This window comes from Microbacterium resistens (genome assembly GCF_031456305.1).
GTDB classification, from domain to species: domain Bacteria; phylum Actinomycetota; class Actinomycetes; order Actinomycetales; family Microbacteriaceae; genus Microbacterium; species Microbacterium resistens_A.
Genome location: NZ_JAVDUM010000012.1, coordinates 19804 through 33672, shown reverse-complemented (window position 1 = coordinate 33672; position 13869 = coordinate 19804). Strand labels below are relative to the sequence as shown.

Sequence of the window (13869 nt, the reverse complement as noted above, 5' to 3'; positions counted from 1 at the left end):
CCACCTCTCGGAAGGAATCCCGATGGCCGGCCCCCGCCACGACCCGTCGCTGTACCGCAACCGTGACATCGTCCCGATCCGACGTGCGCTCATCTCCGTCAGCGACAAGACCGGTCTCCTCCCGCTCGCGCAGAGCCTCGCCGAGGCCGGGGTCGAGATCGTGTCCACGGGCTCCACCGCCCAGGCCATCAGGGACGCGGGCATCGCGGTGACTGACGTCGCCGCGGTCACCGGAGTCGCCGAGATGCTCGACGGGCGGGTCAAGACCCTGCACCCCGGCGTGCACGCGGGGCTGCTCGCCGACCTCCGCTTGGAGGACCACGAGCGTCAGCTGGACGCGCACGGGATCGCGCCGTTCGAACTGGTCGTGGTCAACCTCTACCCGTTCGTCGAGACCGTGGCCTCCGGTGCCGCGGGGGACGACGTGGTCGAGCAGATCGACATCGGCGGGCCCGCGATGGTGCGCGCGGCCGCGAAGAACCACGCGAACGTCGCGATCGTCGTCTCCCCGGAGTCCTACCCCGCCGTGATCGAGGCCGTGCGTGCGGGCGGGATCGCGCTCGCGCAGCGTCGGGAGCTCGCGGCCCGCGCCTTCGCGCACACCGCCGCCTACGACTCCGCGGTGGCGCAGTGGTTCGCCGAGGGCACGCTGTCGGCGGGGGAGGACCTGCCCGCCCACCTCACGATCAAGGCCGAGCGGCTCGCGACCCTCCGCTACGGCGAGAACGCCCACCAGCGCGGCGCGATCTACACCCGCGTGGGCGGTCACGGCATCGCCCAGGCCGAGCAGCTCCAGGGCAAGGAGATGTCGTACAACAACTACGTCGACGCGGACGCGGCCCTCCGCGCGGCGTACGACATGGTGCTGCCGGCGGTGGCGATCATCAAGCACGCGAACCCCTGCGGCATCGCGACGACCGCCCCCAACGCGCTCGACCCGATCGCCAGCGCGCACCTGCGCGCGCACGAGTGCGACCCGGTCTCGGCGTACGGCGGCGTGATCGCGGCGAACGGCACGGTGACGCTGAAGATGGCCGAGAACCTCAAGGACATCTTCACCGAGGTCATCGTCGCGCCGGCGTTCGAGCCCGAGGCGCTCGAGGTCTTCAAGGCCAAGAAGAACCTCCGCCTCCTCCAGCTGCCCGAGGACTGGCAGCAGGAGCGCCTGGACGTCCGCCTGGTCTCCGGCGGCCTGTTGCTTCAGGACGCGGACCGATTCCCCGACGACATCGTCTCCGTGGCCAAGGACTGGGAGCTCGTCTCCGGGGAACGCCCGGACGAGGCCGAGATGGAGAACCTCATCTTCGCCTGGAAGGCCTGCCGCGCGGTGAAGTCCAACGCGATCGTGCTCGCCAAGGGCAACGCGACCGTCGGCGTCGGCATGGGACAGGTCAACCGGGTGGACTCCTGCCGGCTCGCCGTTGAGCGCGCGGGCGAGCGCGCCGCCGGATCGGTCGCGGCGTCCGACGCGTTCTTCCCGTTCGCCGACGGGGCCCAGGTGCTGATCGATGCCGGGGTGACGGCGATCGTCCAGCCCGGCGGCTCGGTCCGTGACGAGGAGGTCGTCGACGCCGCGCGGAAGGCCGGTGTGACGATGTTCTTCACGGGGGAGCGCCACTTCTTCCACTGAGCCGGTTCGTCGCCTGACGGTCCGGTGGAGGCCGGTCCCGTCAGGCGGTCGCCGAGCTGAGCAGGATGCTCGTCTCGCTGTCGCGGATGCCGTCGATACCGCGGACGGTGCCGAGCGTCGCGTCGAAGGACGCGAGGCTCTCGCAGCTGATCTCGGCGACGAGATCCCAGCGGCCGTTCGTCGTGTGCAGCGCGGCGATCTCGGGGACTCCGCGGAGGCTTCTGATCACGTCGCCGGTGTTGCGCCCTTCGACGGCGACCAGCATGATCGCCCGCACGGCCGACGCTGTGGAGGGGTCGCGGACCCGCACCGAGAAGCCCACGATGGTGCCGTTGTCGGTGAGCCGGCGCAGCCGGCTGTCCACGGTCGTTCGGGTCACCCCGAGGCGGCGCGCGAGGTTGACGACGGGCTCGCGTCCGTTCGCCCGGAGCAGCGAGATCAGGCGTCGATCGAGGTCGTCGAGAGGAGACATGGGCAGAATTTACCTCACAACTGGGCATTCTGACGAGTTCCTCGGCGGAATGATCCATGCTGCTGATTGAAAGTGGTACTGGACGGTTCCTATGGTGGAGTGACCCGAGAGAAGAGGTGCGCGGATGGTCCGTTTCGTGGATGTGCCAGGCATGCGGCGGTGGCTGGGGGAGATCGGGCTGGAGACCGCGATCGCGGGCATCGCGGCGACGATCGAGGAGGACTTCCGGCGCTGGCCGGAGTTCGACAAGACGGCACGCGTGGCGAGCCACTCCGAGGTCGGCGTGATCGAGCTGATGCCGATCAGCGACGGCCGCACCTACGGGTTCAAGTACGTGAACGGGCACCCAGGGAACCCCGGGAGGGGGCTGCAGACGGTCACCGCGTTCGGCGTGCTCGCCGACGTCGCCAGCGGCTACCCGACGCTGTGGTCGGAGATGACCATCCTGACCGCGCTCCGCACCGCGGCGACCTCCGCGATGGCGGCCCGCGCGCTCGCCCCGGAGAACGCGACGACCATGGCGATGATCGGCACGGGGAGCCAGGCGGAGTTCCAGGCGATCGCCTTCCGCACCCTGCTCGGGATCAACAGCCTCCGGGTCTGGGACACGGACGCCGAGGCGATGGACGTCTTCCTGCGCAACATGCTCCCGCTCGGCTTCGAGATCGTCCGCGCGAGGAGCGCGGCGGAGGCGGTCGCGGGGGCGGAGATCATCACGACCTGCACCGCGGATAAGGCCTATGCGACGATCCTGACCGACGAGATGGTCGGCTCCGGCGTCCATCTGAACGCGATCGGCGGGGACTGTCCCGGCAAGACCGAGCTCGACGCGCGGATCCTGCGCCGCGCGGACATCTTCGTGGAGTTCCCCCCGCAGACGCGGATCGAGGGGGAGATCCAGCAGCTCTCGCCGGAGCACCCGGTGACCGAGCTCTGGCGCGTGCTCCGCGGCGACGCCGCAGGGCGCACCTCCGCCGAGCAGATCACCGTGTTCGACTCCGTCGGCTTCGCGCTCGAGGACTTCTCGGCGCTGCGCTACCTGGACGCCTCGATCGACGGCACCGACTTCTACACCGAGGTCGACCTGATCGCCGACCCCGCCGACCCGAAGGATCTGTTCGCCCTCGTCGCGGATGCGGCCACGGCCCGGACCCCCGTGTGAGCGCGGTCTCCGCGCAGGCGCCGGGGGCGGTCGTGCTGATCCGCCCCCACCGCTTCCGGCCCAATCCCCAGACCGCCGCCGACAACGCGTTCCAGCGGACCACGGACCACGACGTCGCCCGAGCCGCCTATGACGCCTGTACGCGGGTCGCCGCACGGCTGGAGGAGGCGGGCGTCCGCGTGCACCTCTTCGAGGACGAGGGCGGCACGCATCCGGACAGCGTCTTCCCGAACAACTGGTTCTCCACCCACGCCGGCGGCCGGATCGCGGTCTACCCGATGTACGCCGCGAACCGGCGTGGGGAGCGTCGGGGCGATGTGCTCGACCATCTCAAGCAGGCCTACCGCGTGCAGGAGGTGATCGACTACTCCGGGCTCGAGCAGGACGACCTGTTCCTCGAGGGGACGGGCGCGATGGTGCTCGACCACGTGTCGCGCATCGCGTACGCGGCGCGCTCCAAGAGGTGCGACCCCCTCCTGGTCGAGCGGTTCTGCACGGTCTTCGGCTACGAGCCCGTGGTGTTTGACGCCGTCGATGCGTCGGGGATCCCGATCTACCACACGAACGTCATGATGTGCATCGGCACGGACATCGCCCTCATCGGTCTGGACGCGATCGTCCCCGAGAGCCGTCGCGCCGAGATCGCGCGGCGGATCGAGGACAGCGGGCGGACGGTGATCGCCCTCACCGCGGAGCAGGTCGCGTCCTTCGCGGGAAACGCGATCGAGCTCCGCGGACGCGGCGGCGAGCGCATCCTGGCGATCTCGGAGACCGGCTACGCGAGTCTCACCGAGGGGCAGCGCGCGACGATCTCGGCCACCTGCCGGATCCTGCCGCTGGACGTCGCGCCGATCGAGCTCGCCGGGGGATCCGTGCGGTGCATGATCGCCGGCATCCACCTGGACCCGAGGGAGACATGACCGCGCACACCGAGGCCCCGCCCGCGGAGGAGCTTGAACGCGGGCTCTCCAACCGCCACATACAGCTGATCGCGATCGGTGGCGCCATCGGCACCGGCCTGTTCATGGGCTCGGGCAAGATGATCAGCGTCACCGGACCCGCGGTGCTGCTGGTCTACATGGTGATCGGCTTCATGATCTTCTTCGTCATGAGGGCCCTGGGCGAGCTGCTGCTCTCCAACCTGCACTACAAGAACTTCGGCGACATCGCCAAGGACATGCTGGGCCCGTGGGCCGGGTTCTTCGTGTCCTGGACGTACTGGTTCTCCTGGGTCGTCGCCTGCGTCGCCGACATCATCGCGATCACCGGCTACGTGAAGTTCTTCAATCCGAACATCCCGGCGTGGATCCCCGCGCTGATCGCCTGCCTCGTGCTGACGATCCTCAACCTCCAGCCGGTGAAGTACTTCGGCGAGGTGGAGTTCTGGTTCGCGCTGGTGAAGATCATCGCGATCCTGGGCCTCATCGCGACCGGCGTCGTGCTGATCGTCACCGGCTTCAGGAACCCCGACACCGGGACCACCGCGACGGTCGCGAACCTGTGGGAGCACGGCGGGATCTTCCCGTTCGGGCTGAGCGGCTTCATCCTCGGCTTCCAGATGGGCATCTTCTCCTTCATCGGGGTCGAGCTGGTCGGAACCGCTGCCGCCGAGACGAAGAACCCCCGCAAGTCCCTGCCCAAGGCGATCAACTCGATCGTGGTGCGCATCATCATCTTCTACGTCGGCGCGCTCGCGATCATCATGAGCATCACGCCCTGGGATCGGATCAAGCCGGGGGAGAGCCCGTTCGTGACGACCCTCCTGTACGCGGGTTTCGGCATCGCGGCCTTCGCGATCAACCTCGTCGTGCTGACCTCGGCGGCCTCCAGCGCCAACTCCGGGATCTACTCCGGGACGCGGATGCTCTTCGGGCTCTCGCACGACGGCCACGCGCCGCAGACGTTCGCGACGACGAACCGGCGAGGCGTCCCGATGCGCGCGGTGTTCTTCACCTGCGTGTTCCTCTTCACGGCGATCCCGCTCCTGTTCGCGGGGGACGGCGTCGTCGCCGCCTTCACCTTCGTCTCCTCGGTGTGCGCAACGCTCGTGCTCTTCACCTGGGGGTCGATCGTGGTCAGCTACATCGTCTACCGGAGGCGGTTCCCGGAGCGCCACGCGGCGTCCGCGTTCCGCATGCCGTTCTCGCGGTTCACACCGTGGATGGTGCTGGTGTTCTTCGTCTTCATCGCGGGCACCCTGCTCTACGGCGACGACACCCGGCTGCCGTTCCTCGCGACGCCGGTCTGGTTCATCGCGCTGGCCATCCTCTGGCAGTGGCGCAAGCGGATGCTGCTGCGCGCCGGCCGCCCGCTCACCGCCCCGATCCCGACGATCACGCATCATCTGGATCTCGAGGACCGGTAGGCCGCCCCGCGCGTCTCTTTTCCGCGACACTGCGGTCCCGGACTCGGGAACCGCGGTGTCCGATTTCCGCCAGCCCGCCTCCTTCCGCCGTGGCAGAGTGGAGTCATGAGCCTCCCCGGGATGACCTTCGACGAGCGGTACCGTGCGATCAGCGCACGCGACACCCGGTTCGACGGGCAGTTCGTCACCGCGGTCCGCTCGACGGGGATCTACTGCCGGCCGAGCTGCCCGGCGCGGACGCCGAAGTCCGTCAACGTCACCTTCTACCCGACGAGCGCCGCCGCGCACGAGGCCGGATACCGCGCGTGCAAGCGATGCCTTCCCGAGGCCGCCCCCGGCTCGCCGGAATGGGACCTCCGCGGCGATGCGGCGGCCAGGGCCATGCGTCTCATCGCCGACGGCGTCGTGGAGCGCGAGGGAGTTCCGGGCCTCGCCCGGCGCCTCGGCTACTCTGCGCGTCACCTCACCCGGCTCCTCGCGGCGGAGCTCGGCGCCGGGCCCCTGGCGCTGGCGCGCGCGCATCGCGCGCACACCGCACGGATGCTCCTCGTGGGGACGGAGCTGCCGATCGCCGACGTCGCCTTCTCCGCCGGCTTCGCGAGCGTCCGGCAGTTCAACGACACGGTGCGCGAGGTGTTCGGCATGACTCCGGGGGAGCTGCGCCTTCGTCGGCCGTCCTCCCGGACGGACAGGGGTGGATCCGTCGAGGCGGCTCCCGGGACCATCGACCTGGTGCTCCCGCATCGCGAGCCGTTCGACGCCGACGGCCTCTTCTCGTGGATGCGTGCGCGGGCGCTCGCCGGGACCGAGTCGGTGGGGGAGCGGACGTTCTCGCGCCACCTCCGTCTCGATGGCGGACCCGCCTGGTTCGAGCTGCGACAGGACGAGGGCGGGCGCATGCACCTGAGGGCGCGCCTGGCCCATCTCAGCGATCTCGCCCCGCTCGTCGCCCGCGCCCGTCGGCTCTTCGACCTCGACGCGGATCCCCAGGCCGTGGATGCCGCGCTGTCGGCGCATCCCGAGCTCGCGACGCTCGTCTCCCGGACTCCGGGCATCCGGGTCCCCGGGGCCGCGGACGCGCACGAGATGCTGATCCGCGCGATGATCGGTCAGCAGGTCACGGTCGCCGCGGCGCGGACGGCGCTGACCGCTCTCACGGACGCGCTCGGCGAGCGCGTGGGCGCCGACGGGGCCGAGGGGGTGCTGTTCCCGACCATGGCCGCGATCGCCGATCGGGGGACGGAGGTCCTCCGGGGCCCGGCGGCGCGCATCAGGGCAGTGGTGGGCGCGGCGACCGCGCTCGCGGACGGCACGCTCTCCCTCACCCTGGGCGATGACGGCGTGCGACAGCGCGAGGAGCTCCTGGCGATGCCGGGCATCGGCCCGTGGACGGCGGACTATGTGCGGATGCGCGTGATCGGCGACCCGGACGTGTTCCTCCCCGGCGACGTCGCCGTGCGCGCGGGAGCCGCGGCCGCCGGGCTTCCCGCCGAGCCCGCACCGCTGGACCGCTGGATCGCTCGCACGGCGCCCTGGCGCAGCTACGCGACCGCGCACCTGTGGCGTGCGGCGCCCCCGAAACCCCTCAGCCCCCGGCGCCCGGCACGTCCCCGTGGCGTGTCGGTGCCACCCTCATCCGTCCCGCTCACGATCAAGGAGCCCGCATGACCGCCCTCATCCACACCGTCGACACCGCCGACGGGGCCTTCACCTTCCTGCTCGACGACGAGGACCGCGTGCTCGCCTCGGGCTGGACCGCCGACCACGGTGCGATCCTCGACCGCCTCGCCCCGGCGAACCGCCCCTCCGACGTCCGCTCGGCGAGCGGCGCCGCGACCCGCACCGCCGCGAGCGAGGCGGTCGGGGCCTACTACGCCGGCGACCTGTCGGCGATCGACGAGATCCCGGTGCATCAGTTCGGCACCGAGATGCAGCGCTCCGGATGGGCGGCCTTGCGCCGGATCGTCCCCGGCGCGCCGCTGAGCTACGCGGCCTTCGCGGAGGCGCTCGGCAGGCCGACGGCGGTCAGGGCCGTCGGGTCTATCTGCGCGCGGAACGCCGCCGCGCTGTTCGTGCCCTGTCATCGGGTCCTCCGCAGCGACGGGTCCTTCGGCGGTTTCGCCTGGGGAACGGCTGTGAAGGGGCGCCTGCTCGACCGGGAGGCCGTCGCCTGAGAGCCGGTTCGGCTGCGGCGACGATGTCGGCGGGGCTCCTCGTCCGTTCGGACGAAGCCCCGCCGACCCGGGCGTCGTAGGCTCGGGACGTCCGATGACGCGATCGAGAGGCCAGAGCATGAGCGACCTGCACCGTCGGGCCCTCGTGGCCGACACCCACAACGACCTGCTGTGCGCGGTGGCGACGCGACCCGTCGAGACCTGGTCCGGGTTCTTCCGCGAGCAGTGGCTGCCCCAGCTGCACGCAGGCGGCGTCGGCCTCCAGGTGCTCCCGGTGTTCATCGACGACGTGTACCGCCCGGAGGGCGCCCTCCGGCGGACGCTGCGGATGATCGAGGCCGCCCACCGCATCGCCGAGGGCAACGAGGACGCGGTGGGCCTGTGCCTGGACGGCGCGGACGTCGACAGGGTGATCGGGAGCGGCCGGATCGCGCTCGTGCTCGCGCTGGAGGGCATGCCGGGCGTCGACGCCGACGTCGAGCTGCTGGAGACCCTGCACCGCCTCGGCGTCCGCATCGGATCGCTCGCGCACTTCGGCCGCGGAGCGTTCGCGGACGGCAGCGGAGAGGACGCGACCGGCGGGCGCCTCACCCGTTCCGGGATCCGCGCGGTCCAGGAGATGGAGCGTATGGGGATGATGCTCGACGTGAGCCATCTGGGCGCTGCCGGCGTCGGGCACGTGCTCGAGCTCGCGTCGCGGCCGGTGCTCGCGACCCACTCGTCGGCACGGGCGCTCTTCGACCACCATCGCAACCTGACCGACGAGCAGATCTCCGGCATCGCCGCGACCGGCGGCGTCGTCTGCGTGAACTTCTTCGCGCCCTACCTCCATGCGCACGACTACTCGATCGATCGTCTCGTCGACCACCTGGAGCACCTCGTCTCGGTGGGCGGCGTCGAGCACGTCGGCCTCGGCCCGGACTTCGTCCAGGAGGTCCTGGCCGACACCACGCCGCCGTGCTGCGTGGCGGACGAGATCGAGGGCGTCCCGGCCGACGGCTGCATCCCGGGGCTGGAGGGGCCGGCCGGCCTCCCGCTCGTGACCGAGGCCCTGGTGCGGAGAGGGTGGGCGGAGGCCGACATCCTCGCCGTGCTCGGCGGCAATGTGCACCGGCTCCTCCTGGACGAGCTCGGCCGCCCCGGCACCGTCCGCTGACGAGCCCGGCGCGGATCCGCCGGGGAATGCCCCTTGCGGCGGTGAGGTTCTTGTGAATAGTCTGAAAGGCTGTCGCGCCGTCCGGCCGAACTCGCCGAACTCCGAGGAGGACATCATGCCCACGATCACCTTTGCGTCGATCTCCTGCGATGTCCTCGGCCCGGCCTACGCTCGTTCTCAGAGCGTCGCTCTCCGTCTCGGATAGCCACCGCCGCACGGGCCCTCCTTCACATCGCGGATGCTCGGCATCCGTCCTTTCCCATCCCCTTTTCCGCTCGCTTCGTCGTCGCTACCGAGAAACATGTCTTCCACGTCTTCTTCGTCGTCCTCCTCATCCCTGTCCACCGTCGCCTCCCTCTGGCGGCTCAAGCCCTTCGTCCGGCCGATCATCGGCCGCCTCGTCGGCGGGGCGCTCAGCGCGCTCGCCGCCGCCGTCATCGCGCTGATGATCCCCGTCGTCCTCGAGCAGATCGTGCGGGGACCCATCCAGAGCGGTGACGCCGGCCTCATCGCATGGGGCGCCGCCGCCGTGCTCGCCCTCGCCGCCGGTGAGGCCGTGATGGTCTGGCTCCGGCGCTGGTTCGTGCTGACGCCGGCCACCGAGGTCGAGTTCCGCATGCGCTCGGACCTCTACGCGCGCCTGCAGACGCTGCCCGTGGCGTTCCACGACCGCTGGCAGTCCGGTCAGCTGCTGAGCCGCATGATGCAGGACATCAACCTCATCCGCCGCTGGCTCGCCTTCGGCATGATCCTGCTCGTGGTGAACATCCTCACGATCATCATCGGCGCGGTCCTGCTCTTCCAGTGGCACTGGCTGCTGGGCGTGATCTTCCTCGTCACCGGCGTGCCGATGTGGATCCACGGCTACCTCTTCGAGAAGCGCTACGGCGTGCTCACGCGGCGCAGCCAGGACCAGGCCGGCGACCTCGCCACGAGCGTGGAGGAGAGCGTGCACGGCATCCGTGTGCTCAAGGCCTTCGGCCGCGGCAAGCACGCCCTCCGCCGGTTCAGCCATCAGGCCGAGACGCTGCGCGAGACCGAGATGAGCAAGGCGCGGGCCGTTGGGAAGATCTGGTTCTGGCTCGACCTGATGCCGCAGATCGCCTTCGGCCTGAGCCTGATGTCCGGCATCTGGCTCATCTGGCAGGGCGCGATCGAGCTCCCGCAGCTGTTCGCGTTCTTCGCGATGGCGACCGTGCTGCGCTGGCCGATCGAGTCGATCGGGTTCCTGTTCTCGTTCCTCCTGGACGCGCGCACCGCCACCGATCGGGTGTTCGAGATCTTCTCGGAGACGAACACGATCACCGACCCGGAGCGTCCGGAGCACATCGCCGACCCGCGGGGACGGCTCGCGTTCGAGGGCGCCCGCTTCCGGTACCAGGACGCGCGCCCGTCTGAGCGGGATCTGCTCGACGGCATCGACCTGGTGCTCGAGCCGGGCGAGACGATGGCGCTGGTCGGGCTCACCGGCTCCGGCAAGACCACGCTTACCACGCTGCCGGCGCGCCTCTACGACGTCACGGGAGGGCGGGTCACGCTCGACGGCGTCGATGTGCGCGACCTGACCCTGGCCGAGCTCCGCCGTCACATCGCGATGGCCTTCGAGGATGCGACGCTGTTCTCCGCCTCCGTGCGCGAGAACGTGCTGCTCGGCCGTGCGGACCTCGATCGGCACGGCGAGGAGGCCGAGCGGGTGCTGCGCGAGGCGCTGGACGTCGCCCAGGCCGGCTTCGTCGACACCCTCCCCGAGGGGACGGAGACCATCATCGGCGAGGAGGGGCTGAGCCTGTCCGGAGGGCAGCGCCAGCGTCTGGCGCTCGCCCGTGCGGTCGCCGCCGCGCCCAAGGTGCTCGTGCTCGACGATCCGCTGTCCGCCCTCGATGTGGACACCGAGGCGCTCGTCGAGGAGGCGCTGCGTCGCGTGCTCGCCGAGACCACCGCGCTGATCGTGGCGCACCGTCCGTCCACGGTCGCGCTCGCGGACCGCGTCGCGCTGCTGGAGAAGGGGCGGATCACGGCCGTGGGGACGCACGCCGAGCTGTTGCGCTCGACGCCGCACTACCGGCACGTGATCTCCAGCCTCGAGGCCGAGGAGGCGGTGCGCACCGGGGCGATCCCGATCGTCACCGGGGCAGCGGGTCCCCTCGCCACCGAAGAGAACATCACCGAAGAGGAGGTGCAGGCATGACCACCGCCGTCACCGGAACCCGCGGCGAGGACCGCTCGGTCTACACCCGCGATGAGAGCCGTGCCATCCGCCGTCGCTCGCTGCGGCTGCTCGGCTCCCTCATCGATCCGCTGCGCGCGCGGATCGTGTTCGCCGCCGTCGTGCTCGTCATCTCCACGGCACTGCAGGTCGCGGGACCCATCCTCATCGGGATCGGCCTGGACCGGGCGCTCCCCGTGCTCCTGGAGCGCTCCGACTGGATGCCCACGATCGTCATCGGGGTCGTGTACCTGCTGGCCGGGATCGCGGCATCGGCGCTGATCGGCTGGTACGTCGTGATCGCCGCGCGCATCACCCAGGCGGTGCTGCTGGATCTGCGCAAGCGCATCTTCCTGCACACCCAGCGGCTGAGTCTGGAGTTCCACGAGTCCTACACGTCCGGACGCATCATCTCCCGGCAGACCAGCGACCTCGACACGATCCGCGAGCTCCTCGACGGCGGTCTGAACAACCTCGTCTCCGGCGTGCTCTTCGGCGCGTTCACCTTCATCGCGCTCGTGATCGCGGACTGGCAGTCCGGCGTCATCCTGGCACTGGCCGGCATCCCGCTCGTGCTCCTGATGCGCTGGTTCTACAACCGTTCCCAGCTCGTCTACCGGGAGTCGCGGGTGGTCAGCGCCAAGGTCATCGTGCAGTTCGTGGAGACGATGACCGGCATCCGCGCCGTGAAGTCCTTCCGCAAGGAGCCGCGCAACAACGAGACCTTCGACCGCCTGGCCGGGGACTACCGCGACGTGAACCGCCGTTCGATGGTGCTCTTCGGCACCTTCGAGCCGGCGCTCATGGGAGTGGCGGCCCTCACGCTCGGCCTCGTGGTCCTCTGGGGCGGCATCCGTGTCTCCACGGGGGTGCTCGGCGTCGGCGTGCTGCTGTCGACCGTCCTCTACGTGCGGAACTTCTTCGCGCCGATGCAGGAGATCGCGATGTTCCTGAACTCCTACCAGTCCGCCACCGCGGCGTTGGAGAAAGTGTCCGGCGTGCTGGAGGAGGTGCCCAGCGTGCCGGATCCGGAGAAGCCGGTGGACCTTCTGGCGGCGCGCGGCGGCATCCGCTTCGACGAGGTGACCTTCGGGTACAACGGCGAGAAGACGATCCTGCCGAACTTCTCCCTCGACATCCCCGCGGGGCAGACGATCGCGCTGGTCGGGACGACGGGGGCGGGGAAGTCCACCCTCGCCAAGCTGGTGTCGCGGTTCTACGACCCGACGGAGGGTGCGGTGACGCTCGACGGCGTCGATCTGCGCCGTCTGCACCCGAAGGACCTCCGCCGCGCGATCGTGATGGTCACGCAGGAGGCGTACCTGTTCAGCGGGACGGTGGCCGACAACATCGCGCTCGGCAAGCCCGATGCGACGCTGGACGAGATCACGGCGGCGGCGAAGGCGGTCGGCGCGGACGAGTTCATCTCCTCGCTCCCCGACGGTTACGACACCGATGTGAACAAGCGCGGTGGCCGAGTGTCGGCGGGGCAGCGTCAGCTGATCTCCTTCGCCCGGGCGTTCCTCGCGGACCCCGCGGTGCTGATCCTCGACGAGGCGACGGCATCGCTGGACATCCCCTCCGAGCGGCTGATCCAGGAAGCCCTGCAGACGCTGCTGGCCGATCGGACCGCGATCATCATCGCCCATCGGCTCTCGACGGTCGCGATCGCCGACCGCGTGCTGGTGATGGAGCATGGTCGGATCATCGAGGACGACACGCCCGCCGCCCTGATCGCCGGCACCGGCAAGTTCGCCCAGCTCCACGCGGCCTGGCAGCAGACCCTCGTGTGAGATCCGGGCCGCGGCATGGCCCACGCCTGCCGCGGCCCGGACCCCCGCTGTGCGTGGTTGCCGGGTTCGGTCGCTTGGTCCGGGTGCTGCATCCGGGTGCGGTTGCTGTGTGCTGCGCGCGGTTGCTGTGCGCGGTTGTCGGGTCTGATCGCCGAGCCCGGTCTTCTCCGTGCCGGCCCCGGCGCAAGGGCGTACTTTCTGTCGGCCCGATGCACGGTTGTCGGACGGTTTGGGCGGGACGGTCCGACGGAAGTGCGTTGGCCCGACGGAAGTGCGCGCCGGAGTGTGTGCGCGTTGATGAGTGCGGCTTGCTTGCTTGCCTGGCCGCCGGGTTGTTCTGTCGGCCCGATGCACCTCTGTCGGATGATCCGGGTCAGATGGTCCGACGGAAGTGCATCGGCCCGACACAGGTGCGGACGGGTGGGCATCTCGCGGTGATGAGTGCATCCGACGGGCTGGTGGCAGGCTGGTGGCCTGGGTCTTCTTGTCGGATCATTGCTTTGACAGATAGCTGCACTTCTGTCGGATCGCTGCATCCTTGTCGGATGCTCCGGGCTCATTGGCCCGACAGGAGTGGATTGGCCCGACAGGATGCACCGGCCCGACGGTCGTATGCGCCGCGGCGGGGAGGGGGTGCGGGCGTCGATGAGCAGGCGAACAGGTGCGGCCGGCCGCTGGACGGGCGGTTTGGTGGCTACCTGTTCTGTCGGCCCGATGCACCTCTGTCGGATGGTCCGGGTCAGATGGTCCGACGGAAGTGCATCGGCCCGACGGAAGTGCGTGCCGGGTGGTCATCCTGGTCATCCCACCCAACCAGCCCGACAACCGTGCATCGAGGACTGATTGGCTCACTGCCGTCGGCCTGATGCACTCTTGTCGGATCGATTGGGCTGGATGGGCCGACAGGAGTG

The 13869-nt window shown here is 70.1% G+C and carries 10 protein-coding genes; 9 read left to right on the top strand and 1 reads right to left on the bottom strand.

Features of this window, described 5'->3' with window-relative positions:
- Positions 1-22: 22 nt before the first annotated feature.
- Positions 23-1630, top strand: coding sequence for a bifunctional phosphoribosylaminoimidazolecarboxamide formyltransferase/IMP cyclohydrolase (gene purH / locus J2Y69_RS13295; RefSeq protein WP_310021527.1), 1608 nt, complete (start codon positions 23-25; stop codon positions 1628-1630).
- Positions 1631-1670: 40 nt separating this feature from the next.
- Here the strand turns inward: purH and J2Y69_RS13290 are convergent, their stop codons facing one another.
- Positions 1671-2102 (bottom strand): Lrp/AsnC family transcriptional regulator, encoded by a 432-nt coding sequence (locus J2Y69_RS13290; RefSeq protein ID WP_310021525.1) that lies wholly within the window; start codon positions 2100-2102, stop codon positions 1671-1673.
- Between the two features lie 124 nt (positions 2103-2226).
- Between J2Y69_RS13290 and J2Y69_RS13285 the strand changes: the two genes are divergently transcribed.
- The 8 genes from J2Y69_RS13285 (at position 2227) to J2Y69_RS13250 (ending at position 12958) form a co-directional block, all read left to right on the top strand.
- Positions 2227-3264 carry an ornithine cyclodeaminase gene (locus J2Y69_RS13285; RefSeq protein ID WP_310021523.1) on the top strand — a complete coding sequence of 346 codons (1038 nt, stop codon included), beginning with the start codon at positions 2227-2229 and terminating at the stop codon, positions 3262-3264.
- Positions 3261-4184, top strand: a complete 924-nt coding sequence (gene ctlX / locus J2Y69_RS13280) for a citrulline utilization hydrolase CtlX (RefSeq protein ID WP_310021521.1) — start codon at positions 3261-3263, stop codon at positions 4182-4184. Before J2Y69_RS13285 ends, ctlX begins: the two co-directional genes overlap by 4 nt.
- The gene (locus J2Y69_RS13275; RefSeq protein WP_310021519.1) at positions 4181-5629 is read left to right on the top strand and encodes an amino acid permease; all 1449 of its coding nucleotides are present in this window, start codon (positions 4181-4183) and stop codon (positions 5627-5629) included. The genes ctlX and J2Y69_RS13275 overlap by 4 nt, the downstream gene beginning before the upstream one ends.
- Positions 5630-5734: 105 nt before the next feature.
- Positions 5735-7297, top strand: coding sequence for an AlkA N-terminal domain-containing protein (locus J2Y69_RS13270; RefSeq protein WP_310021515.1), 1563 nt, complete (start codon positions 5735-5737; stop codon positions 7295-7297).
- On the top strand, positions 7294-7803 hold the full coding sequence (locus tag J2Y69_RS13265) for a methylated-DNA--[protein]-cysteine S-methyltransferase (protein ID WP_310021513.1): 510 nt from the start codon (positions 7294-7296) through the stop codon (positions 7801-7803). Before J2Y69_RS13270 ends, J2Y69_RS13265 begins: the two co-directional genes overlap by 4 nt.
- A gap of 118 nt (positions 7804-7921) precedes the next feature.
- Positions 7922-8959 carry a dipeptidase gene (locus J2Y69_RS13260; RefSeq protein WP_310021512.1) on the top strand — a complete coding sequence of 346 codons (1038 nt, stop codon included), beginning with the start codon at positions 7922-7924 and terminating at the stop codon, positions 8957-8959.
- A 301-nt stretch (positions 8960-9260) separates the two neighbouring features.
- Complete coding sequence (locus tag J2Y69_RS13255) at positions 9261-11147, top strand: ABC transporter ATP-binding protein (protein WP_310021510.1); 1887 nt, start codon at positions 9261-9263, stop codon at positions 11145-11147.
- Positions 11144-12958 (top strand): ABC transporter ATP-binding protein, encoded by a 1815-nt coding sequence (locus J2Y69_RS13250; RefSeq protein WP_310021508.1) that lies wholly within the window; start codon positions 11144-11146, stop codon positions 12956-12958. Before J2Y69_RS13255 ends, J2Y69_RS13250 begins: the two co-directional genes overlap by 4 nt.
- Positions 12959-13869 lie beyond the last annotated feature (911 nt).

Bases quoted from the DNA above. Each gene is read 5' to 3' on its own strand.
- J2Y69_RS13250 (WP_310021508.1), top strand. From the start codon at position 11,144: ATGACCACCGCCGTCACCGGAACCCGCGGCGAGGACCGCTCGGTCTAC.
- J2Y69_RS13285 (WP_310021523.1), top strand. From the start codon at position 2,227: ATGGTCCGTTTCGTGGATGTGCCAGGCATGCGGCGGTGGCTGGGGGAG.
- J2Y69_RS13275 (WP_310021519.1), top strand. From the start codon at position 4,181: ATGACCGCGCACACCGAGGCCCCGCCCGCGGAGGAGCTTGAACGCGGG.
- J2Y69_RS13265 (WP_310021513.1), top strand. From the start codon at position 7,294: ATGACCGCCCTCATCCACACCGTCGACACCGCCGACGGGGCCTTCACC.
- J2Y69_RS13255 (WP_310021510.1), top strand. From the start codon at position 9,261: ATGTCTTCCACGTCTTCTTCGTCGTCCTCCTCATCCCTGTCCACCGTC.
- J2Y69_RS13260 (WP_310021512.1), top strand. From the start codon at position 7,922: ATGAGCGACCTGCACCGTCGGGCCCTCGTGGCCGACACCCACAACGAC.
- J2Y69_RS13290 (WP_310021525.1), bottom strand. From the start codon at position 2,102: ATGTCTCCTCTCGACGACCTCGATCGACGCCTGATCTCGCTGCTCCGG.
- J2Y69_RS13270 (WP_310021515.1), top strand. From the start codon at position 5,735: ATGAGCCTCCCCGGGATGACCTTCGACGAGCGGTACCGTGCGATCAGC.
- purH (WP_310021527.1), top strand. From the start codon at position 23: ATGGCCGGCCCCCGCCACGACCCGTCGCTGTACCGCAACCGTGACATC.